This window comes from Bradyrhizobium sp. CCGUVB4N (assembly GCF_024199945.1).
GTDB lineage: Bacteria > Pseudomonadota > Alphaproteobacteria > Rhizobiales > Xanthobacteraceae > Bradyrhizobium.
Window position 1 is genome coordinate 7,483,344 of record NZ_JANADP010000001.1, and the last position, 21,003, is coordinate 7,504,346.

Sequence of the window (21,003 nt, forward strand, 5' to 3'; positions counted from 1 at the left end):
GCCATGAGCGACAACGACGGACAGGTCCCGCTGCCCGACCTCAACGGCCCATTGCCGCCGACCGGCGCCGATGTGAGCTACAATGAGGACGAATATGCCTCGCGCGTCGCCGCCGACCTCGAGGCCGTCTTCGACGTGCCGGTACAGGTCTCGGCCGTGCTCGGCCGCTCCAAGATGGACGTCGGCGAGCTGTTGAAGCTCGGGCCCGGCACCGTGTTGGAGCTCGACCGGCGCGTCGGCGAGGCCATCGATATCTATGTCAACAACAAGCTCGTCGCCCGCGGCGAGGTGGTGCTGGTCGAGGACAAGCTCGGCGTGACCATGACGGAAATCATCAGGACTGAACGCGGCTAGCGCCAAACAGGGAATGACGCGCGGCAGCGCGAACAGACGGACAGGAGACTGACATGCGGCTTCTCATCGTTGGCACATTGAAGGGCCAGCTCACCACCGCCACCAAGATCGCGATGGAGAACGGCGCCACCGTGACCCACGCCGAGGATCACGAGCAGGCGATGCGCGTGCTGCGCGGCGGCAAGGGCGCCGACCTCTTGCTGGTCGACGTCGCCCTCGATATCCGCGACCTCGTGATGCGGCTCGAGGCCGAGCACATCCACGCCCCGATCGTCGCCTGCGGCATCACCAACGACGCCCGCGCCGCGGTGGCCGCGATCCACGCCGGGGCCAAGGAATACATCCCGCTGCCGCCGGATCCGGAACTGATCGCAGCGGTGCTGGCCGCGGTGGCCAACGATTCCCGCGAGCTGGTCTATCGCGACGAAGCCATGGCGCGCGTCATCAAGCTCGCTCAGCAGATCGCCGGCTCCGACGCCTCGGTGATGATCACCGGCGAATCCGGCACGGGCAAGGAAGTTCTGGCGCGCTACGTCCACACCCGCTCGGCCCGCGCCAAGCGCCCGTTCATCTCGATCAACTGCGCCGCGATCCCCGAGCATCTCCTGGAATCCGAGCTGTTCGGCCATGAGAAGGGTGCCTTCACCGGCGCGATCGCCCGCCGCATCGGCAAGTTCGAGGAAGCGACCGGCGGCACGCTGCTGCTGGACGAAATCTCCGAGATGGACGTCCGCCTGCAATCAAAGCTGCTCCGCGCCATCCAGGAGCGCGTGATCGATCGCGTCGGCGGCACCAAGCCGGTGCCGGTCGATATCCGCATCATCGCGACCTCGAACCGTAACCTGGCGGAAGCCGTGCGCGAAGGCACGTTCCGCGAGGACCTGCTGTTCCGCCTCAACGTCGTGAATCTGAAGATCCCGCCGCTGCGCGAGCGTCCCGCCGACATCATGGAGCTCGCCCAGCACTTCGTGAAGAAATATGCCGAGGCCAATGGCGTGCCGATGCGCCCCATCTCGGCCGAAGCCAAGCGCGTGCTCTCCACCAATCGTTGGCAGGGTAACGTCCGCGAGCTCGAGAACACCATGCACCGCGCGGTGCTGATGGCGCAGGGCGACGAGATCGGGCCCGACGCGATCCTGACCCCGGACGGCGACCGCCTCGACCTCGCCAAGACGGCACCGGCCGTGGCGCACGCCACCATGGCTGCCGAGCAAGTCACGCGCGCCCTCGTCGGCCGCACCGTCGCCGACGTCGAACGCGATTTGATCCTGGAGACGCTCAAGCACTGCCTCGGCAACCGGACCCATGCCGCGAACATCCTCGGCATCTCGATCCGCACGCTGCGCAACAAGCTCAACGAATACGCCGACGGCGGCATCCCGATCACGCCGGCCGGCACGCCGGGTGAGTATCCGCGGATGCCGATGATGGGAGCGTAGGCAACCAGCTTGCCGGTCTCGTGACGCCCGACCCCGGGCCTCACGGCCGGGACGACCCGACCGTGAGTGTTTGGCCAAGCGGCCACTACGCTCGTGTCAGATTACTTGCCTGGCGGTACGTACACACTTGCAAGCTTCGCGGCCTTTTCCGCGACAGCTTTAAATTCACTCATCTTCCAGGCGCGCACCGTCTCGATCTTGGCAATGGCGCCGCTTGCAGCGGCGGCCATTGCAATGGCGACGGCATCCGCTCCATCGGGAAATTCCGTGACGAGCAGCGCGTCATGTGGACCGGTGGTCATGAAGGCTCCCTGGAGCCTTCCGCCGGCCTTTTCCACCATCGCGCCGATGACCGCCGTGCGATCGATCGGCTTGTCTATCATTCCCTTGATCCCGGTATTTGAGTACGAGACGTACGAGATGAACAACGGCATGTTTCTCTCCGTTGAGGTTACAGCAACGAAAATGCAGTCTCGGAAAAGAAGCTCTGAAACGAGAGCGAGGCATTGCCTGCCGACGGCATGCGAGCTGCCTTGAAAAAAATCCAGCTTCGGACTTCGGCACGTCCAACTGGCAGCTTGAGCCGACTATAGCCGACTCCACAATGCAGCGCGAACGGTAAGCCAAGCCTACCCATTCGAGCCTCGACTATTCCGCCGGCCGCGACAACTTGCGCGATGCACGCGCCGCCGCTGAGTGAGGCATTTCACAAGCAGAACAGATCAAGACAGCTAGAGTCCTCGCGCAGCGCGATGTGAAGTCCGCCAGCGCCGCATCGGCCTCGCGAAACGTCCTTCAATCGAAAGGGCATGCCATGAAATACGCGTCGTGGACCATCTCCCGCTTATCGCTGATTGTAACACTGATCGCAGCTTCGACACCGCTTGCGCGCGCCGACGTGATCATGGATTGGAATGCAAAGGCCGACGCAATCGCTGCCGAGAAGCAAATTCCTCCAGCGCCGCACAGCCGCGCCTTGTCCATGATGCACGTCGCGATGTTCGAGGCGGTCAACGCGATTGATCGCCGGTACGCGCCCTACAAAGTCTCCCTGCCCGCAGACCGTTCGACGTCGCGGGAAGCTGCGGCGGCAGTTGCGGCTCACGACGTGCTGCTGTCGATCTATCCAGACCTCAAGCCGGACCTTGACGCGACGTTGACAAACTCGCTGGCGCCCATTGCCGACAGCGATTCCAAGATCGCCGGCATTGAGCTCGGAAGAGAGGCCGCAGTGAAGATCGTCGAGCTTCGCGCGAATGACGGCAGCGCCGCTCCGGAAACCTACCGCCCGCTGACGACACCGGGTGCTTACGTCCCTACCACCATCCCGAGTTTCACAACCACGGGTGCGACGACGCCCTGGGTCATGGCCTCCGGATCGCAGTTTCGCCCCGGGCCCCCGCCGGCTCTTGATTCAGAGGTTTGGACCCGGGACGTCAATGAGATCCGCGAGATCGGTAGCCGAAGCAGCCCGACCCGGACCCCCGAGCAAACGACGATCGGTCGCTTCTGGTTCTTTGTCGGCGCGCGCACCTACAATCCGATTGTGAGGCAGGCGGCGATGGCCAAGGGCATGGATCTCGTCGACTGCGCCCGGCTGTACGCGCTGACGTCGATTGCGGGCAACGATGCCATCGTCGCCGTATTTGACGCGAAGTACCATTACAATTTCTGGCGACCGATCACGGCCATCCGCAACGCCGATCTGACGTCGAATGCGGCGACGCCTCGCGATCCGTCCTGGCTACCGCTGGGGGAAACGCCGATGCACCCGGAATACCCCTGTGCTCACTGCATCGTGTCGGCGGCGATCTCGACCGTGCTCCAGACCGTCGTTGGGGATTTCGGCGAATTCTCGCTGACCAGCCCCACCGCATCGGGCGTCACACGCAAATGGTCCCGGCTCCAGGACTATAGCGACGAAGTCTCCAACGCCCGTATCTGGGCCGGCTTCCACTACCGGTTCTCGACCGAGGTCGGCAAGGACATGGGCCGGAAGATCGGTGCGTTGACCGTCGCGACGCAGTTTCGCGGTGTAGAAGCGATGGCGGAACCGAACCGTTAGGCTATTGCCGTTTGGGACCGGCCAGGCGGAATCCGCCCTGTCGCGCGTCCGAATTGGCTGGACAACTCCGCCCCTGCGCTACCCGACGTGCGATTCTGCGCAGAGTGCCCGCGTTCGGCGCCTACCTCATCGTCGACAAGGGCTCTATAAGCGCAGCATCGCATCAGTTGGGGAACAGTGACGATGTCGGAGACTCAAATCACGGATTGGCTGGCATCGCAGCGGCAGGCGATGATCGATCTGCTGCGCGACGTCGTGGACATCGATTCCGGATCCTATGACAAGGCAGGCGTCGATGCGGTCGGTGCGCGGTTCGAGCGGCACTTTGCCGAACACGGCATTCCCTCGCGCCGGGAGAGCCACGGCACGTTTGGCGATGCGATCCACGCGGACGTGGCAAAGCCCGGCAGCAACGAGAAGCCGGTGCTGTTGATGGGGCATCGCGACACCGTATTCGGCAAGGGCGAAGCGGGGAAGCGCCCGTTCACGATCAAGGACAAGCGCGCCTACGGGCCCGGTGTCGCCGACATGAAGGCCGGCGTCGTGATGAACATCTTCGTCGCGACCGCCTTCCACAAATTCGGCGGCAACCCGCATCCGATCAAGCTGCTGATCACCTCGGACGAGGAGATCGGCTCGCCGTCGTCGCGGCCGGTGATCGAACGTGAGGGACGCTCTGCGCGCGCCGTGTTCAATTCCGAGCCGGGCCGCCCCACCGGCAATGTCGTCACCAGCCGCAAGGGCGGCATCTTCATGCACATGGCCGTCACCGGGAAGGCGGCGCATTCCGGCGCCAATTTCGCCGCCGGCATCAGCGCGATCGGCGAGCTCGCGCACAAGATCATCCAGATCCACGCGCTGACCGACCTCACCAAGGGCATCACGCTCAATGTCGGGCTCATCTCGGGCGGCCAGTCGGTCAACACGACCGCGCCTTACGCCGAGGGCCAGATCGACATGCGCTATGTCGATCCGAAGGATCGTGCCACTGTCATGGCCGAGATCGAACGCATCATCGCGACGCCTTATGTACCCGGCACCAGCGCGACGCTGACGATCAAAGGCGAGTTCGTGCCGGTGGTGCAGAGCGAGAGCTCGAAGGCGCTGTTCGAAAATTATCAGGCCGCCGCAAAGCAGGCCGGCCTCACCACGCTGCAGGGCGAGTTCTCCGGCGGCTGCGCCGATTCCGGATTCACCGCCGCGGTGGGGACGCCGACTATCTGCGGCGTCGGCCCCGTGGGCGGGCTTGCCCATTCGCCGGAGGAATATCTCGAGCTCGACAGTATCGTGCCGCGTGCACAGGCGCTGGCGCTGGCGATCTTGCGGGGGTAAGCGCAGGTCCCGTAGGGTGGGCAAAGGCGCACTTGCGCCGTGCCCACCATCTGTTTCAGTTGGATGAAGGTGGTGGGCACGCTTCGCTTAGCCCACCCTACGAGACCGCCCGAGTCCTACGAATAGCTCGGCGCATCCGGCTTGCGGAAAATGTGGATGGGATCGCCCGGCACGAACGGCTGGCCGCGGAAGGTCGCATAGGCGTAGAGCGCGAGATAGACGATCGCCAGCGCACCGACGGCATAGAAGGCCCAGATCCCGACGCGCTTCATCGTTCCGCTCCGTTGCCGTCCCGGCGGGAGGGCTCAGGGCGCTTCTAGAGCGATGGGCGAGAAAAGGCCAGCCTGAGCGCGGCGATCAAACGCCGCGGCTGCTGCGCGCGGGAACGCTGACCTCGGCGAGCCTTGCGGCGTCCTCGTCCTGATCCACCGCCACATACTGACCGTGCCAATAGGCGAGCGCTGCGGTCCGCACTGAATTCTTGATGTCCCTGACACGGCCGATGACGATGCCGTGCGAGTGACGCTCGACGATCTCCTCGACCTCGCAATCGACGGCAGACAGGGCGCCGACCAGCAGCGGAACGCCGGAGACCGCCGTGACCCACGTGCTGCCTGCGAAACGCGCGGCCCCCTTCAGGCCACCCTTGCCGGCAAAGCGTTCGGCCACATCGAGCTGATCGCCTGCGAGGATGTTCACGCCGAAGGCGCCGTGGCGGCGGATCAGCGGAAATGACGAGGCATCGCGATTGATGCTGACGATCAGCGTCGGCGGGTCGACCGATAGCGAGGTTACGGATGTAACCGTCATGCCGGTGATGTCCTTGCCCCGCCCTGCGGTGATGACACTGACGCCGCCGGTGAGATGGCGCATGGCGCCGCGGAAATCGGCAGACGAGACGGCAGTTTCGGTCATGAGATCGCGGGGCACTACATTCATGGCATGGTCCCCGAAACGGGGTTCCTCTTTATCTAGGTACGATCGTCCGCTGACAACAGGTGGCTCAGGATCGAGCCCTCGAGCGCAGCAAGCTCGGCAGAGCCGCGCTCACGCGGCCGGGCGGTATTAACCATGACATCGTGGGCGATGCGGCCCTCGTCGATCACCAGCACCCGGTCCGCCAGCGCGACGGCCTCGGAGACGTCGTGGGTCACCAGGATCGCCGTAAAGCCCTGGTCGCGCCAGACCCGCTCCAGCAGCCGCTGCATCGAGATGCGGGTCAGCGCATCGAGCGCGCCGAGCGGCTCGTCGAAGGCCAGCACGCGCGGACGGGAGACCAGCGCGCGGGCGAGCGCGACGCGCTGCTTCTGGCCACCCGACAGCACCGACGGCCATTGATCGCGCTTGTCGACGAGCCCGACCTCGGTGAGCGCCTTCTCCGCACGCGACTGCGCATCATCGGATGCACGATCGCGGCCGAGCCCGACCTCGACATTGGACAGTACCCGCGCCCAGGGCAGCAGCCGCGGCTCCTGGAACATCACGCGGATATCCTCCGGCTGGATCGCCGCATCGCCGAAGCTGATGCTGCCGGCGTCGATCTTTTCCAGGCCGGCGATCAGGCGCAGCAACGTGCTCTTGCCGCATCCGCTCTTGCCGACGATGGCAACGAACTGGCCGGCCGGTATGTGCAGATCGATGCCGCGCAGCACCTCGTTGTCGCCGAAGGATTTCCGCAGGCCGCGGATGCTGAGCGGCAGACCACTCACATGCAGCGGCCGCTCCTCGCGCGTCACGCGGGCCGCGGGCGCGAAATTGGCGCGGCTGGCGAGCTCGGTTTCCGGAAGGGAGGTCCGAAGGGCTGTTTGCATGTGATTCTCAGCGTTTCTGGAAAGCGGGGTGCCAGGAGAGCGTCAGGCGCTCCAGCACGCGGGAGGCGCTGTCGGCGAGCTTGCCGAGCAGGGCATAGATCAGGATCGAGAGCACGACGACGTCGATCAGCATGAACTCGCGCGCCTGCATCGCCATGTAGCCGAGGCCGGAGGACGCCGCGATGGTCTCCGCGACGATCAACGTCAGCCACATGATGCCGAGCGCGAAACGGATGCCGACGAAGATTGAGGGCAGCGCGCCCGGGAAAATGACGCGGCGGAACAGCTCGCCGTCGCTCATGCCGTAGATGCGGCCCATCTCGATCAGCTGCGGGTCGACGGTGCGGATGCCGTGCAGCGTGTTGAGGTAAATCGGGAAGAACACGCCGAGCGCCACGAGAAACAGCTTGGCACTTTCATCGATACCGAACCACAGGATGACCAGCGGGATCAGCGCCAGATGCGGCACGTTGCGTACCATCTGCAGCGTCGTGTCCGTGAGTTTTGCGGACAGCTGCGACAGGCCGTTGGCGAGCCCGAAGGCGAAGCCGATGCTGCCGCCGATCAGGAAGCCGATCGAGGCACGCCAGAACGAGACCCAGATGTTGCGGATCAGCTCGCCGGACAGCAGCAGCTTCCAGCCGGCGAGCGCGACGTCACTCGGCGCCGGCAGCACGCGTACCGGCACGAAGCCGGTGACGCTCGCCACCTGCCATATCGCAATAATGGCAAGCGGCACGATCCAATGGACCAGGCCGTCAACGCGCGGCAGACGGAAGTTGCGTGGCAGTGAGACGCTGTCGATGAGGCTCATGATTGCGACACCCGATGCTGCGGACGGTAATCGCTGCCGACCGTCTCGCCGAACGGACCGCCGTTGAAGTGCAGCTTGGTCACGTTGCTCGGCAGATCGAGCGAGAGCAGCGGGAACACCAGCTCGGCAAAGCGATAGGCTTCTTCCAGATGCGGATAGCCCGACATGATGAAAGTATCGATGCCGATGTCCTGATACTCCTTGATGCGCGCGGCGACCGTCTGGGCGTCGCCGACCAGCGCCGTGCCGGCACCGCCACGCACCAGGCCGACACCGGCCCAGAGATTCGGTGCGATCTCGAGCTTGTCGCGCTTGCCGCCGTGGAGCTGCGCCATGCGCTGCTGGCCGACCGAGTCCATGCGCGCAAAGTTCTTCTGCGCAGTGGCGATGGTGTCGTCGCTGACATGCTTGATCAACTCGTTGGCGGCCGACCAGGCCTCTTCATTGGTCTCGCGGACGATCACGTGAAGACGGATACCGAAGGAGAGCTTTCGACCGCGCGCTTCTGCAGCCGCTTTTACCCTTGCGACCTTCTCGGCAACCAGCGCCGGCGGCTCGCCCCAGGTGAGATATTTGTCGACGGCGTCGACAGCGACGTCGATGCCGGCATCCGACGAGCCGCCGAAATAAAGCGGCGGCCGCGGCGACTGCACGGGATGGAACAGCAGCTTGCCGTCCTCGACATGGATGTGCTTGCCCTCGACATTGACGGTCTTGCCGGCCAGCAGATCACTATAGACGTTGAGGAACTCGCGGGTGACCTCGTAGCGCTCGTCATGGCTGAGGAAGATGCCGTCGCCCTTGTTCTCGACGGGATCGCCGCCGGTGACGACGTTGATCAGAAGCCGGCCATTGGTGATGCGGTCGAGCGTCGCGGTCATGCGCGCCGCCACGGTCGGCGATTGCAGGCCGGGTCGGACAGCGACGAGATAGCGCAGCCGCTCCGTGAACGGCGCCACCGAGGAGGCGACGACCCAGGAATCCTCGCAGCTCCGTCCCGTCGGCAACAGCACGCCGAAATAGCCGAGCTGGTCCGCCGCCTGCGCGACCTGGCGCAAATAGTTGAAATTGACCTCGCGGCCGCCGATGCCGGTGCCGAGATAGCGGCCATCACCGTGCGTCGGCAGGAACCATAGGATGTTGGCGTTGGATTGCGTGCTTGCGGTCTTACTCATGAACCTGGCCTCCGCGCCACGTCGGAAATCTTGATTGCCTTGGGGATCAGGTTGAGCGCGAAGAACGCATCCGCAACCTGCTGCTGGTCGGCGATGACGGCATCGGTCAGCGGCTTGATGCCGTAGGCCTGCCGCTTCAGCGCGACCTCGACCACCGGGACGGACAGGCCGATCGCCGGAGCGAGCTGCTCGGCCACCGCGTGGATGTCGCCCTTGGCCCAATCGTCGACCGAACTCAGCTCGGCGAGCACGACGTCGACGACCTTCGGGTTGGCATCGAGGAATTTCTTCGAGGAGAAATAGAACTGATAGTTGGCGACAATGTCGGTGCCGTCAGCCAGCGTGCGTGCCCCGGTCGCGGCTTCCGCGGCGGCCTGGAACGGATCCCAGATCACCCAGGCATCGACCGCGCCGCGCTCGAAGGCGGCGCGCGCATCGGCCGGTGCAAGGAACACCGGCTCGATCTCGGAGTATTTGACGCCCGCCTTCTCCAGCGCCTTGACCAGGAGGTAGTGAACGTTGGAGCCCTTGTTGAGCGCGACCTTCTTGCCCCTGAGATCGGCCACCGATTTGAGCGGGCTGTCCTTCGGCACCAGGATGGCCTCGCCCTTCGGCGCCGGCGGCTCATAGGCGACATACTGGATCGGCGCGCCGGCGGCCTGCGCGAAGATCGGCGGGGCCTCGCCGGTGTTGCCGAAATCGATCGCGCCGACATTGAGCGCTTCGAGCAGCGGCGGGCCGGACGGGAATTCGGTCCACACCACCTTGTAGCCGGAGGCAGCCAGCTTCGGCTCCAGCGTGCCCTTGCTCTTGAGCAGCACCAGCTTGCCGTATTTCTGGTAGCCGATGCGCACCACCTTGTCCTGGCCGTAGGAGGTGCCGACCGCAGCCGCGACGATGCCGATCGACAGGACGATCGCCGCAATCAGTCGCTGAATGATACGCCTCATGTTCAGACCTTTTGAAATGGGGAGATTGGTTGGCACGATCAGGTCGCCGTGCTGCGCCAGACGATGTCGCGGATGACGATCGGCTTCGGGATCAGGCCGAGCTTGTAGAACCGGTCGGCGACGCCCTGCTGGGTCGCGACGATGTCGTCCGTAACGGGGCCGATCACGAAATTCGCGCGAGCGGCCGCGACGGCCTGGATATCCAGCGGAACGCCGGTGATCGCAGCCAAGGACTTGGCAACTTCGTCGCGGTGCTGTTCGGCCCATTGACCGGTCGCGGTGGTGACGTCGACGATCTGCTGCAGGATCGCGCCGTGGGTCTTCGCGAACTCGCGGTTGGCGATGTAGAAGGAGTTGGTCTTGGTGACCTCGCGCGCATTGATCAGGATGCGCCCGTTCTGCTTGGTCTCGCCGATCGCGAAATAGGGATCCCAGATCGCCCAGGCCTCGATGCTGCCATTGGCAAAGGCGGGGCCGGCGTCCGGCGGCGTCAGATAGACCGGGGTGATATCGGCGTAGGTCAGCCCCGCCTTCTCCAGCGTCTGCACCACGACGTTGTGGGCGCTGGAGCCCTTGGTGAAGCCGACGCGCTTGCCCTTCAGGTCTGCGATCGAACGGATTGATGAATCCTTGGGCACCAGCATGCCCTGTCCGTTGGTGATGGGCTGGCCGGCGGCATAGACGATCGCCGCGCCCGCGGCCTGGGCGAACACCGGCGGGGAATCGCCGACCGCACCGTAATCGACGCTGCCGACATTCATCGCCTCCATCATCGGCGGGCCGGAGGAGAACTCGACCCATTTCACGTCGATGCCCACGGCAGCGAAATGTTTTTCCAAAGTCGCCCGCTGGCGCGTGATGACCAGCACGCCGGTCTTCTGGTAGCCGATACGAATTTCCTTCAGCGCGCCTTGCGCGCCGGCACGCGAAGCGAACGCAGCTGCGGCGGCGGTTCCGGCGGACAGTTTCAGAAAATCTCGACGCAGCATTCCAAACTCCCGGCCGCGTACGGCCGTCATCATTCATGTCCGTGGAATGATGGTGCGGAGCGGGAAAGCTGTCGAGACGTGCGGGAAAATAGCGATGCACACACTGCCCCTATGGCAGCGCGCATGATTAATCTTTCAAACGGCGGAGCGAATGAAGATGGAATTTTTCTGCACGCGGATGTGAACGGCCTCGCGCGTTCGACCTCTGACTCGGAGCCGGAACAAAAAGGCGAAAACAACCCCATGCACAGTAGCCGGGCGCGCAAAAGCACCCGACTACGAATTATCCGAACTTAACTTGACGCGTCGGGCAAAACAGGCGCAGGATGGCATGATGGCGGCGCTCGGGATGGACGGCCTTGCCGGGCTATTGCAGCCATCGCACCGGCAAATTCTGCAAGCCCCGGAACGCCCAGCCGCCGATCCGCACCTCTTCGTCATCGGCAAGCTCGATATGCCCGGCACGCGCAAACACCGTCGGCAGCGCGACGTCGGCGATCATGGCGCGCGAGGCCCAGGCGCCGGCGCAGAAATGCGGACCGGCACCGAAGGCCACGCTCTTGGAGGTATCACGCCGCACGTCGAACTGGTCGGCACGCTCGAAATGCTTCTCGTCGCGATTGGCGGAACCGAACATCAGGAACACACGCTCGTCCGTCTCGAACGCGACGTCGCGGATCGACCACGGTTTTGCAATCCGCCGCGGCGACATGCCGATCGGCGAGATCCAGCGCGCATATTCCTCGAACGCCTCGAGCCAGGTCACCTCGCCCTTGCGCACCAGCGCGAGCTGCTCGGGATGGGTCAGCAGCGCCCACACCGTGCCGGCGATCGCCTTGCGCGGTTCGTTCTGGCCGCCGGAGATCGCGAGTTTGACATTCGCGCGCACGCTCGCCATCGGCATGCCGGAGGCGAGCAGCACGCCGAGAATGCTCTGATCGGGATGCTTACGCATCACCGGCAGGATGTCGTCGATCGCGGCATCAATGCCTGACGTCGCGGCGTGGCAGCGCGCCTCGACGCCCGTGTCGCCGCCATAATTGGCGATGCCCTCGATCATGCCTTGCGACCAGGCATCCATGTCGGCGAAGCCGATATTGGTGAGGCCGGTGATCGATTTCAGGCATTCGCCGGAGAACGGCAGCGCGAAGTCACGCATGAAATCGATCCGGCCGGGCTCGATGGCGTCAATGATGCGGTCGGCATGGGCCTGGAACAGCGCGGTCCAGTGCGCCTTCACCGTCTTCGGCGACACCGTCGGAAACATCGCGCGCCGCTCGACCTGATGCGCCTCGCCGTCCTTGCGCATCATGTTGTGGCCCATCAGCCGGTTCATCAGGCCGGCAGGCTGGTGCGAGGAGAACACGTCGATCTGCTTCTCGGAGATCGAGATGTCGTCGCGGCTCGCCAAAAGCGTCGAGCCGAGCTGCGGCACGTAGGCGATCGGCGCCTCCTTGCGCAGTTTTGCAAGCGTTGGATACGGGTCGGCCCAGAATGCGGCCGGGTCGATGTCGATGCGCGGCGCGGTGCTCAATGCGGCTTCCTCGGAATTCTCGTGTGCTTCGGGCCAGACTAGCGAACTCGGACGCTGGCGTCTGTCCCTAGAAATGGGGACGGCATTGGCGGGCGTCCTCATCCGTCGGATGGTCGTCGGAGCGACAGCAAGATCGGCCTTAGACTTCGGTCATATTGGTGCAGGCTGGGTTTGCTTTAAGCTGGCCCCATGCGGGGGATGATCATCATCACGATCGGCTTTTTGATAGTGGTGCTTGCGCTCTCACGAACGCATGAATTTGCAATCCAACCGACGAAGCCGCTTCCTCCTGTGAACGCACCAGCGAACTGAACCGTCCCCATCGGGCCAGCACCTGAACCACCAGAAGATGACTCCGCTCGATTTGCAGATGGTTCCTGCCAGGAACCCGGAATAGCGTTCGCTATCGGGCGGACAAAGGCGCAGTGTCGCACTGCCACCGTCCGGCCCTCAGCATCTACCGGTGGTGTGAACGCGAGTTGCGCTCCCGCTCAACCGATAGTGGAGCATTGAAGTGCCGGCGCTGGGATCCCCCTAACAGTCAATGACATTCGAATATCGCCTGATGCAAGAGGCGATCAATTTGCGCCAACAAGCGGAAGGAATGCCTGTTGGCGTCCGCCGCGCGGAGCTCTTGCAGAAAGCGCGGCAGATCGACGTTGCCTGTGAGGTCAACAAATGGCTGACGTCACCCGGGCTACCGACGCCATCCTAGCTTGAGCGTTTCTCTTCTGCGTGGCAGCAAGCGCCTCATTGACGCGAAATCGCCTGGACGACCGTGAACCAGAGCACCGCCGCCATCGTGCGAGAGGAACAGGCCTCGTGCGCGAGAGTTGATGACCATGGTGCTCATCAGCGCGCTCGAAGAATCGTTCGACATCGCCTGGAACTTTCTCGAGAAGTCCGGCGAGCTGAGAGGCGCTGCGGAGTCCGCAACTATCATCCTGGATTCAATCGAGCGGCAGCTGCGCGCCGGCGAGCGCCGAAGGCTCATGCTGGCAAACGTGGCGATCTCGTCCTACCGGGAGCAAGTTGCGAAGATTTCTACCGTCGTCCCGGATCGGGATATCATATGGCTGTGCTGACCAAGCGAACGCAACCGGACCGCAGCAAGATCAACATGAACCGCGGTCATGAGATCAAGTATTGGGTCCACGAACTCGGCATCACGCGCGCGCAGCTGCAACAGGTCGTCAACAAGGTCGGCAATTCTGCCGCTGCGGTCCGCAAGGAATTGACAAGGTGAAGCCGAACCGGGGCATGCCTGTCGGGCTCCTCCTTGTCGACGTTGCGCTCGCGATTTGCCTGTCGGGGCTTCTTGTCAGCGTTCTCAAGCTGGCCTGGTGACGCAATCTCGACCTTCCCGCGTCCGGCATGGCGGAAACACAACCCCACTCAGGAGGTCAGAAATGACCAGAAACGAAGTGAATGCCCGCTATCGACGGGAAGCCGACAACGCTTTCAAGACCATCAGCAACGCCAAGCCGATCGCCGACTACGCTAAGGCGGAGCAAACCTTTCACGAGAATCGCGAGCGCTTGAAAGCCGAGCGTCTGGCCCGGGAAGCTGCAGCGAAAGCCTCCACGAAATAGCTCGGCCTTGTCGCAAGCCTTGACCTAGAGCATCGTGAGCACGACAATTCCGTCTTCGAGCTCCCCTGAAGCAAGACGCGCTCGCGCGATACGCTCGAACTCCGTCCGATATTTGTGCAGATAGCTGAGGGCCTGCTTGTCGGTCTGAAACGTCGTCGTAAGTCGGCAAATTTGTCGCGCTGCGCCCAGCGCAAGGGTGAATGTAATCGTTCCACCGCCGTCCGATTTTGCTCTGGGCACGGTCAGCACTCCCGGCTTGTAACTCGGTCCTCGGCAAATTCGTCGACAAGTGTCGAGGGTGTTTATCCCAGCAATCGTCTCGTGCGCTTTTTGGGAATTGGCGCCGCCAGGGTTACTGCCACTGCCGCGTCCGCGGCTTCCTTGGCCTCGCGTAACTCGCGGAGCCGCGCCATGTTCTTGCGCACCTTGATCGCCTGCCGTTCGGCATCCGCGATGGCCCGCACCCCCTCTTCGACGGCGAGGCGCTGACGATCGGCGCGCGCGATCGCTTCAGGTGACGGTACTGCCGATTTTCTGGCGCTCATCCTTCACCCGTTCAAAATAGGCAAAACCCGCTCAATCCAGGGATCGAGCGGGCAGCATAGCCGCTTCAGTACATCCGTGAAACGGCGCGACGAGATCAAGCCAGCGAGAGATTTTCGGCGCTGACCTTGCCCCGCATCTTGTCAGTTTTGAGCTCGAAATTGACCTTCTGGCCCTCGGCGAGACCCGACAGACCGGCGCGCTCGACCGCACTGATGTGAACGAACACATCGTTGCTGCCGTCGTCCGGCTGGATGAAACCGAAGCCCTTTTGGCCGTTGAACCACTTAACCGTACCTGTCGTCATATTCTTCTCCAAAGCGCACAAGCGCGTTCCGCGACAATCACGCGGCGACTTCAACTTCGTCGATGTCTTTGGAAAAGGAGCCCGCGGGCGCGATCAACAAGGCACAGCGGCTAATCGAATAGAGTGAATATACATCACAATCGTCATATTACAAGGAAGCCGGACAATTTGTTTCAGCTCACCAATTGCAGCGCCCTTCGAGGGCAGTTCCAAACTGCTACGTCGGGACGCGCGAAGGCCTTTATCGTTTGACTTGTTCACGCGGGAGTGGTCACGTCGGTCCTAGTGAACCGCATCGCCATGACGAGCAAAACTGCTCGTTCGAGGTCGGCGAGGACATGTGCGGTCGCCCTCATTCTTTCATTCGCAACGAACTCCTGCGCAATTGGCTGCGCGCAGGATCGCTCCATTTTGCAGCCAGCAAGGGAGTTCTAATGCAGGTCGTGGTCCGCGATAACAATGTCGACCAGGCGCTTCGTGTTCTGAAGAAGAAGATGCAGCGCGAAGGCGTTTTCCGCGAAATGAAGCAGCGTCGTGCCTACGAGAAGCCTTCGGAGAGAAAGGCACGCGAAAGGTCCGAAGCCATTCGCCGGGCTCGCAAGCTCGCCCGCAAGCAAGCGATCAGGGAAGGTTTGCTGCCGGCCCCCCCGAAGAAGAAGCTTCCCGAACGCAGGCCGCCGCTCCCGCAGACGGGGTCCGCTGGCTAAGGGAAGGAAGCGACGGTCACTCTGTCCCTATCAGCTGGCGGCGCTCCGCGTCATAAGGAACAGCCGGTTGCCGCTGATGTTGAAGCAGTGCGAGATGCAGTGAGGCACCGAGGTGACGCGCTATTATTTCGATATCCGCGACGACACCGGGCTTTATCCCGATGAGGAGGGCCTGGAGTGCGAAACTCAGCGCGAAGCTGAGGTCGAAGCGGCTCGGACACTAGCTGATCTGGCCCGAGACCTCGCGCCCATGGACGAACGGCGAGACGTTGCCGTCGAAGTACGAACCAATCTTGAGCGTGTGTTTCAAGCAGCGCTCATTTTCAACCGCAGCAGAGTAACACAGTAATCCACTGAGCCCTTTCCCGTCGTAGCCGGTCGCGGCCTGCTGGAAATAGCGCGCGACGCTAGCATCGGTCCCTCGCGCGATGGTCCCTAGCGATTGGGACAGACGCCACGGACGCCCGCGTGACGCGCGTCAGGGGATAGCGCGATCCATCCGATCGGACTACCTCTCCTGCAAGGCTATGCGAACGCCGAGACCGACGTAGATCGCCCCGACGACGCGGCCTTGCCAGCGACCGATGCTGCGATGACGGGCGAGCAGGCCGGCGACCTGCCCGGCGGCGAGAGCGATCAACGCCGTGTAGATGGCGCTCATGATCACGAAGACCAGACCGAGAGCCGCGAGCTGCGCGACGACCGAGCCTTGCTCGGGATGAACGAACTGCGGAAGGAAAGCCAGGAAGAAGAGCGCCGTCTTCGGGTTGAGCACTTCGGCTAGAACCGCCTGCCGGAAGGCGAGCGGCGCGTCGACCAGACGCGACTGCGTCAATTTGAGATCTTCGCCTCGTTCCATCAATGCGCGGATGCCGAGATAGATGAGGTAGCCGGCACCGGCATACTTCACCAGGCTGAAGGCGAGAGCCGACGTCATCAGCACCGCCGACAATCCGAGCGTGGCCATCGCCGTGTGAAGCATGTCACCGGTGGCAATGCCGAGACCGGTGGCAATTCCGACGCGATGCCCGCCCACGGACGAGCGCGCGAGCACCAGGAGGACGGCGGGACCCGGAATGAGGAAGAGACCGAGAACCACCGCCATGTAGGTCAGCAAGGTATCGTAATGGATCATCGTGAGTTCCGATTTGGCTGTTGATGAGCAAGAGCCAGCCAGACACGGTCTCCCAATGCAAGTGCTGAATGGATTGGAGATGCACCGCCGCAAGGATGCGGATTATTCAATCACCTCATCGGCGATGGCGAGCATCTTGTCCGCAATGGTGAGCCGGAGCGCCTTCGCAGTCGCGAGATTGATGACAAATTCGAACTTGGTCGGTTGCTGCACCGGCATTTCGGCCGGCTTTTCGCCGTTGAGGATGCGACCGACGTATGTTGCCGCCAGGCGATACCCCTCGGCGACGCTGCTCCCGTAGCTCATCAAGCCCCCCGCGGCTGGATACTCGCGCCATTGAGCGACCGTTGGAACAGCGTACCGCGCGGCCGATGCGGCAATCTGGCGGGAGAGACCCAAATAGATTGCGTCCGTTCCAATCATGATCCCACGGACGCCTCGGGCAATCAGATCCGGAAATTGAGCATCGATTTCGTCCTGACGTTTCGGATTGGCAACATGCAGCTCCAGTCCCAGGGTCCGCGCCGCGGCTTCTGCTTCAGACCGCTCCGTCTCGCTGAATGCATTATCCGGCTCGATCAGGACCGCGAAGGTCCTCGCCGTGGGTATCAGCTGATGCAGAAGATCGAGCCTCTTTGTAACAACCGGACCTTGAAGGATGGAAACTCCCGTGATGTTTCCGCCTGGATGACCGAAACTTGCAACGAGCCCGAACTTGATGGGGTCGCTGCCGAGCATGAACACGATGGGTATCGTCTGCGTGGCAGCCTTTGCAGCGAGCGCCGTTGTTGTTGCGCCAAGCGCCACGATGACGTCAACGCGACGATCGACCAGCTCGGTCACGATGCCCGTCAACCGCTGGTAATCACCCTCTGCATATCGCCATTCTATGACGACGTTCTGATTCTCAACGTAGCCGGTTTGGGCCAGGCCTTTGCGAAATGCCTCCTCAAGATGAGCGCTTTCGCCGCGTCTCGGGACACGAACAGCACCAATGATGTGCTTCGACCGCGGCTGCGCACGCGCTGCAAGCGGCCAGGCCGTTGCAGCCCCAACAAGGCGGATGAAATCGCGCCGTTGCATGCGTCCCTCCCAGCAAGGAACACGCCTATGGGAGGAGAAGCCTAGCACCTTGTCGCCGCACGGTGGGGAACTTTGAAGGACGGCTTTGGGTCAAATAAGAACTCAACCCCAGCAAATCTGGTCCGCCCTGCCGCGCTATTTCCCCAGTGCCGCGGCGACTTCGCCAACCAGCTCCTGTGCCAGCGAGTGATAGCCCTCCGGCGTGAGATGCTGTCCATCAGGCTGATGGGGAAGTCCGTGCAGCATCCCGTTCGGAAGCATGACAACCTTGATTCCCATCGCGCTCAGGCGACTTTGGATGGCAGGCGTGTTGTCGGCGGCCAATTTTCTCCGGTCATTTCCGCCGGGTTGAAGGATCACAACACTCGTTCCTTTCGGGACCACGCGATCCAATCGGGCCAGCATGCCTCCCGTGGTGTCACCATTGACGCCGGCATTGATGACACGGACGTTGAACCCCCTCGCACGGAGAAGCGTTTCAAGCTGCGCAGGATAGGATTGACTGCGCGAGACACCCTTGCCGAAGGTGTTGCTGGCTCCGAGGGCCACGACGGTTGCAGCGTGAGCGGTGCCAAGTGCGGTGAGCACCCCGAAGGCACCTAGAACAATGATCCGGCCAAGCCTTGCAGCCACTTTTGTGTCCTCGATCGGGATGAACTTCCGCTGCATGCTTATCATCAATCGCTCATCGTGCGAATGCGGAGGTCGGCTCGGGGACAAGCGTGTCGGCTTGGCTCCCAACGACGGCATGTCCGCTGTGCTGGGGTACGCGGATGTCGCCGAATTGAGCCTCAGTTCAGGCCACGGGCCCCCGCGAGCAGCCGCAGCACGATTCCGAACAACTCGTTCTGCGCGGAAATGCCGAGCCGCTCATAGGCGCGCTTGCGGTAGGTCAGGGTCGAATGCAGGCTGATGCCGAGCTCTTGCGAGATCGCCTCGGAGCTGAGGCCGAGCAGGATGCGGCGGCAGACGTCCTGCTCGCGCGCCGTCAGCAGCGAGAGTGGCGCGCGGGTCGCGAACAGCGCGGCGAGATCCTGGTCGGGCGTCGCAGTCGCGGCCTGCTGGAAATGCCGCGCGACGCTGGCGCCGATCGCCGGCGCGATCGCCTGCAGCCGCGCACGCTGGGCATCGGTGAAACGGCCCTGGGTCGTGATGCGGTAGAAATTGACATAGAAGCAGGTGTCATCGACCCAGATCGCGGTGGCGCATTTGTCGACAATGTTGGAGTCGTTGAAGAAGATCTTGCGGTAGCGCGCGCCATACATGCGCGGCGCGAAAGACGGCAGCACGATCGGCGCACTGCCCTCGCCTTCGAACAACGCATCGCGATTGGGATCGGATTCGTGGAACTGCCCGGCATAGGCCGCGCCGAGATCGCCGCCGGTCGGGATGTTGCCGACATCGAGCAGACAGCTCGCGGCGCCTGCGCGTGTCAGTGCAAACACCATGCAATGGCCGACCCCGGCCTGTCGGCGCAGCGTGTCGATGAGGATGTTCGGGAAGTCAGCGCGGCCGATGGCGAGCACCGCCGGCGTGACGTCGCCGGCCGCTGAAGTTGGGGGCGTCACGTGGATGCGCATCGTCTTCTCCCTGATCACTTTGTTCGCAGGATCTGGTCCATTTTCTTGCCCCGGGCCAGTTCGTCGATCAACTTGTCCAGATAGCGGATCTCCCGCATCGTTGGTTCTTCGATCTCCTCCACCCGAACCCCACACACCACGCCTTTGATCAGGGCGCGCGAGGGATTGATCTCGGGGGCCTCTGCGAAGAAGGTTTCAAAGTCCGTCTTTCTTTCAAGTTGGACTTGCAGCTCCTTCTGACCATAGCCGGTCAACCAAGAGATGATCTGATCGACCTCGGCCTTCGAACGCCCCTTCTTCTCCGCCTTCGCGACGTAAAGCGGATACACGCTTGCGAAGCTCGTCGTGTAGATCCGGTGTTTTGCCACAAGCGCCCCCCTACCCCGCCGCCGCCTTCGCCGGCGCCACGTTGATGGCGAGCTTGCCGTAGCGATCCGTGAAGGCCTCGGTGTCGATCTCTTCCAGCTTGATCTCGCCGCTCATCACGCTCCTCTTCCAGGCGGCCTGCGCCGGGTCGTTCTGAAATTCGGGCATCACCTCGCGGCCGAACAGTTCGAGGGATTCGCAGATGTGCTCGTGGCTGTTCTTGCCCGCTTGATTGAGCAGGATGACCTGGTCGATATGCGACGACTGAAAGCGCTTGAGCTTCTTGCGGATCGTCTCGGGCGAGCCGATCAGGCCGCCGCGCAGGGCCGCCTCCTGTGCTTCCGGATTGTCGCGCTTCCACTTGTTGTACTCGTCCCACATGTTGATGGTGTAGGGCGCGGGACGCTGGCGGTTCTGCGAGGCGCCGTAGAAGCGCAGCGCGAACTGGAAGAAGGTGGCGCCGTCGGCGCGCGCACGGGCCTCTTCATCGGTCTTGGCGCACATGAAGAACGACACCAGCGCCATGTTCGGATTGATCTCGTAGTCGGCGAGCTTGGAGAGCCGCTTGGTCATGGCGTTGTAGTACGCGTGCACCCAGGCATGCGCGGCGTCGGCACTGACGAACTGGAAGCCGAGCGCGCCAAAGCCGTGGCGGCCGGCACGCTCGATGGTCGGCAGCTGCGAGCAGGCCATCCACAGCGGCGGATGCGGCTTCTGCACCGGCTTCGGCACGACATTGCGCAAGGGGATGTCGAAATACTTGCCGTGATGCTCGCTGCCCGCGTCCTTGAACATCGGGAAGATCGCAGCGACTGCCTCCTCGAAGACTTCCTTCTTGGTCTCCATGTCGCGGCCGAACGGCGTCAGCTCGGTGATCGAGGCGCTCTCGCCCATGCCGAATTCGCAGCGGCCGTTGGACAAGAGGTCGAGCACCGCAACGCGCTCGGCGACGCGCGCCGGATGATTGGTGGTGAGCTGGAGGATGCCGTGGCCGAGCCGGATGTTCTTGGTGCGCTGGCTCGCGGCGGCGAGGAACGATTCGGGCGACGGCGAGTGCGAATATTCTTCAAGGAAGTGGTGCTCGACGACCCAGGCGTGGTCGTAGCCGAGACGGTCGGCGAGTTCCATCTGCGAGAGCGCGTTCTGGTAAAGGGCGAGCTCGTCGCCGGCCACCCAGGGCCGCGGCAGTTGCAGCTCGTAGAAGATGCCGAACTTCATGACGCCGTC

27 protein-coding genes are annotated in these 21,003 nt (G+C 63.1%); 9 read left to right on the forward strand and 18 right to left on the reverse strand.

Annotation, left to right across the window (positions count from 1 at the left end; translation table 11 throughout):
• Positions 1 to 3 precede the first annotated feature (3 nt).
• Both fliN and NLM31_RS34745 read left to right on the forward strand, forming a co-directional pair.
• Positions 4 to 354 carry a flagellar motor switch protein FliN gene (gene fliN, locus NLM31_RS34740; protein WP_254133770.1) on the forward strand — a complete coding sequence of 117 codons (351 nt, stop codon included), beginning with the start codon at positions 4 to 6 and terminating at the stop codon, positions 352 to 354.
• A gap of 53 nt (positions 355 to 407) precedes the next feature.
• The gene (locus NLM31_RS34745) at positions 408 to 1,793 is read left to right on the forward strand and encodes a sigma-54-dependent Fis family transcriptional regulator (protein ID WP_254133771.1); all 1,386 of its coding nucleotides are present in this window, start codon (positions 408 to 410) and stop codon (positions 1,791 to 1,793) included.
• Between the two features lie 101 nt (positions 1,794 to 1,894).
• Here the strand turns inward: NLM31_RS34745 and NLM31_RS34750 are convergent, their stop codons facing one another.
• A complete protein-coding gene (locus tag NLM31_RS34750) occupies positions 1,895 to 2,227 on the reverse strand; it encodes a GYD domain-containing protein (protein ID WP_254133772.1) in 333 nt (110 codons plus the stop codon).
• 380 nt (positions 2,228 to 2,607) lie between these two features.
• Between NLM31_RS34750 and NLM31_RS34755 the strand changes: the two genes are divergently transcribed.
• Positions 2,608 to 3,858, forward strand: a complete 1,251-nt coding sequence (locus NLM31_RS34755; RefSeq protein ID WP_254195182.1) for a vanadium-dependent haloperoxidase — start codon at positions 2,608 to 2,610, stop codon at positions 3,856 to 3,858.
• A 183-nt stretch (positions 3,859 to 4,041) separates the two neighbouring features.
• Entirely contained in the window at positions 4,042 to 5,190 is a 1,149-nt protein-coding gene (locus tag NLM31_RS34760; protein ID WP_254133774.1) for a M20 family metallopeptidase, read from the forward strand.
• A 116-nt stretch (positions 5,191 to 5,306) separates the two neighbouring features.
• On the opposite strand, the gene NLM31_RS34765 is transcribed toward NLM31_RS34760, so the two are convergent.
• The 8 genes from NLM31_RS34765 to NLM31_RS34800 form a co-directional block, all read right to left on the reverse strand.
• Complete coding sequence (locus tag NLM31_RS34765) at positions 5,307 to 5,462, reverse strand: hypothetical protein (RefSeq protein ID WP_254195183.1); 156 nt, start codon at positions 5,460 to 5,462, stop codon at positions 5,307 to 5,309.
• 85 nt (positions 5,463 to 5,547) lie between these two features.
• On the reverse strand, positions 5,548 to 6,129 hold the full coding sequence (locus tag NLM31_RS34770; RefSeq protein WP_254195184.1) for a flavin reductase family protein: 582 nt from the start codon (positions 6,127 to 6,129) through the stop codon (positions 5,548 to 5,550).
• Positions 6,130 to 6,161: 32 nt separating this feature from the next.
• Complete coding sequence (locus NLM31_RS34775; protein ID WP_254133777.1) at positions 6,162 to 7,001, reverse strand: ATP-binding cassette domain-containing protein; 840 nt, start codon at positions 6,999 to 7,001, stop codon at positions 6,162 to 6,164.
• 7 nt (positions 7,002 to 7,008) lie between these two features.
• The gene (gene ssuC, locus NLM31_RS34780; protein WP_254133778.1) at positions 7,009 to 7,815 is read right to left on the reverse strand and encodes an aliphatic sulfonate ABC transporter permease SsuC; all 807 of its coding nucleotides are present in this window, start codon (positions 7,813 to 7,815) and stop codon (positions 7,009 to 7,011) included.
• Positions 7,812 to 8,990 (reverse strand): FMNH2-dependent alkanesulfonate monooxygenase, encoded by a 1,179-nt coding sequence (ssuD, locus tag NLM31_RS34785; RefSeq protein WP_254133779.1) that lies wholly within the window; start codon positions 8,988 to 8,990, stop codon positions 7,812 to 7,814. The genes ssuC and ssuD overlap by 4 nt, the downstream gene beginning before the upstream one ends.
• A complete protein-coding gene (locus NLM31_RS34790; protein WP_254133780.1) occupies positions 8,987 to 9,940 on the reverse strand; it encodes a sulfonate ABC transporter substrate-binding protein in 954 nt (317 codons plus the stop codon). The genes ssuD and NLM31_RS34790 overlap by 4 nt, the downstream gene beginning before the upstream one ends.
• A gap of 38 nt (positions 9,941 to 9,978) precedes the next feature.
• On the reverse strand, positions 9,979 to 10,929 hold the full coding sequence (locus NLM31_RS34795) for a sulfonate ABC transporter substrate-binding protein (RefSeq protein WP_254195185.1): 951 nt from the start codon (positions 10,927 to 10,929) through the stop codon (positions 9,979 to 9,981).
• Between the two features lie 367 nt (positions 10,930 to 11,296).
• Positions 11,297 to 12,463: a cytochrome P450 gene (locus NLM31_RS34800; protein WP_254133782.1), complete on the reverse strand. Its 1,167-nt coding sequence runs from the start codon at positions 12,461 to 12,463 to the stop codon at positions 11,297 to 11,299.
• Between the two features lie 836 nt (positions 12,464 to 13,299).
• Between NLM31_RS34800 and NLM31_RS34805 the strand changes: the two genes are divergently transcribed.
• The 3 genes from NLM31_RS34805 to NLM31_RS34815 all read left to right on the forward strand — a co-directional run bounded on the left by NLM31_RS34805 (position 13,300) and on the right by NLM31_RS34815 (position 14,055).
• Positions 13,300 to 13,548, forward strand: a complete 249-nt coding sequence (locus NLM31_RS34805; RefSeq protein ID WP_254133783.1) for a hypothetical protein — start codon at positions 13,300 to 13,302, stop codon at positions 13,546 to 13,548.
• Positions 13,536 to 13,709 carry a DUF3606 domain-containing protein gene (locus NLM31_RS34810; RefSeq protein ID WP_254195186.1) on the forward strand — a complete coding sequence of 58 codons (174 nt, stop codon included), beginning with the start codon at positions 13,536 to 13,538 and terminating at the stop codon, positions 13,707 to 13,709. The genes NLM31_RS34805 and NLM31_RS34810 overlap by 13 nt, the downstream gene beginning before the upstream one ends.
• A 163-nt stretch (positions 13,710 to 13,872) precedes the next feature.
• On the forward strand, positions 13,873 to 14,055 hold the full coding sequence (locus NLM31_RS34815; RefSeq protein WP_254195187.1) for a hypothetical protein: 183 nt from the start codon (positions 13,873 to 13,875) through the stop codon (positions 14,053 to 14,055).
• A 24-nt stretch (positions 14,056 to 14,079) separates the two neighbouring features.
• Here the strand turns inward: NLM31_RS34815 and NLM31_RS34820 are convergent, their stop codons facing one another.
• From NLM31_RS34820 to NLM31_RS34830, 3 genes are all read right to left on the reverse strand, one after another.
• A complete protein-coding gene (locus NLM31_RS34820) occupies positions 14,080 to 14,304 on the reverse strand; it encodes a hypothetical protein (RefSeq protein ID WP_254133785.1) in 225 nt (74 codons plus the stop codon).
• A 53-nt stretch (positions 14,305 to 14,357) separates the two neighbouring features.
• Entirely contained in the window at positions 14,358 to 14,600 is a 243-nt protein-coding gene (locus tag NLM31_RS34825) for a transcriptional regulator (protein ID WP_254133786.1), read from the reverse strand.
• Between the two features lie 95 nt (positions 14,601 to 14,695).
• Positions 14,696 to 14,905 carry a cold-shock protein gene (locus NLM31_RS34830; protein ID WP_254133787.1) on the reverse strand — a complete coding sequence of 70 codons (210 nt, stop codon included), beginning with the start codon at positions 14,903 to 14,905 and terminating at the stop codon, positions 14,696 to 14,698.
• A gap of 434 nt (positions 14,906 to 15,339) precedes the next feature.
• On the opposite strand from NLM31_RS34830, the gene rpsU reads away from it, so the two are divergent.
• Together rpsU and NLM31_RS34840 are read left to right on the forward strand one after the other, a co-directional pair.
• Positions 15,340 to 15,612, forward strand: coding sequence for a 30S ribosomal protein S21 (rpsU, locus tag NLM31_RS34835; protein WP_254133788.1), 273 nt, complete (start codon positions 15,340 to 15,342; stop codon positions 15,610 to 15,612).
• A gap of 112 nt (positions 15,613 to 15,724) precedes the next feature.
• On the forward strand, positions 15,725 to 15,961 hold the full coding sequence (locus tag NLM31_RS34840) for a DUF6894 family protein (RefSeq protein ID WP_254195188.1): 237 nt from the start codon (positions 15,725 to 15,727) through the stop codon (positions 15,959 to 15,961).
• A 159-nt stretch (positions 15,962 to 16,120) separates the two neighbouring features.
• On the opposite strand, the gene NLM31_RS34845 is transcribed toward NLM31_RS34840, so the two are convergent.
• The 6 genes from NLM31_RS34845 to NLM31_RS34870 form a co-directional block, all read right to left on the reverse strand.
• Positions 16,121 to 16,747 (reverse strand): LysE family translocator, encoded by a 627-nt coding sequence (locus NLM31_RS34845; RefSeq protein WP_254195189.1) that lies wholly within the window; start codon positions 16,745 to 16,747, stop codon positions 16,121 to 16,123.
• Positions 16,748 to 16,849: 102 nt separating this feature from the next.
• The gene (locus tag NLM31_RS34850) at positions 16,850 to 17,830 is read right to left on the reverse strand and encodes an ABC transporter substrate-binding protein (RefSeq protein WP_254195190.1); all 981 of its coding nucleotides are present in this window, start codon (positions 17,828 to 17,830) and stop codon (positions 16,850 to 16,852) included.
• 135 nt (positions 17,831 to 17,965) lie between these two features.
• Complete coding sequence (locus NLM31_RS34855; protein WP_254195191.1) at positions 17,966 to 18,499, reverse strand: GDSL-type esterase/lipase family protein; 534 nt, start codon at positions 18,497 to 18,499, stop codon at positions 17,966 to 17,968.
• Positions 18,500 to 18,621: 122 nt separating this feature from the next.
• Complete coding sequence (locus NLM31_RS34860) at positions 18,622 to 19,410, reverse strand: helix-turn-helix transcriptional regulator (protein WP_254195192.1); 789 nt, start codon at positions 19,408 to 19,410, stop codon at positions 18,622 to 18,624.
• Positions 19,411 to 19,424: 14 nt separating this feature from the next.
• Positions 19,425 to 19,778 (reverse strand): DUF2200 domain-containing protein, encoded by a 354-nt coding sequence (locus NLM31_RS34865; protein ID WP_254133794.1) that lies wholly within the window; start codon positions 19,776 to 19,778, stop codon positions 19,425 to 19,427.
• A 10-nt stretch (positions 19,779 to 19,788) separates the two neighbouring features.
• A complete protein-coding gene (locus tag NLM31_RS34870; RefSeq protein WP_254195193.1) occupies positions 19,789 to 20,994 on the reverse strand; it encodes an LLM class flavin-dependent oxidoreductase in 1,206 nt (401 codons plus the stop codon).
• Between the last annotated feature and the right edge of the window lie 9 nt (positions 20,995 to 21,003).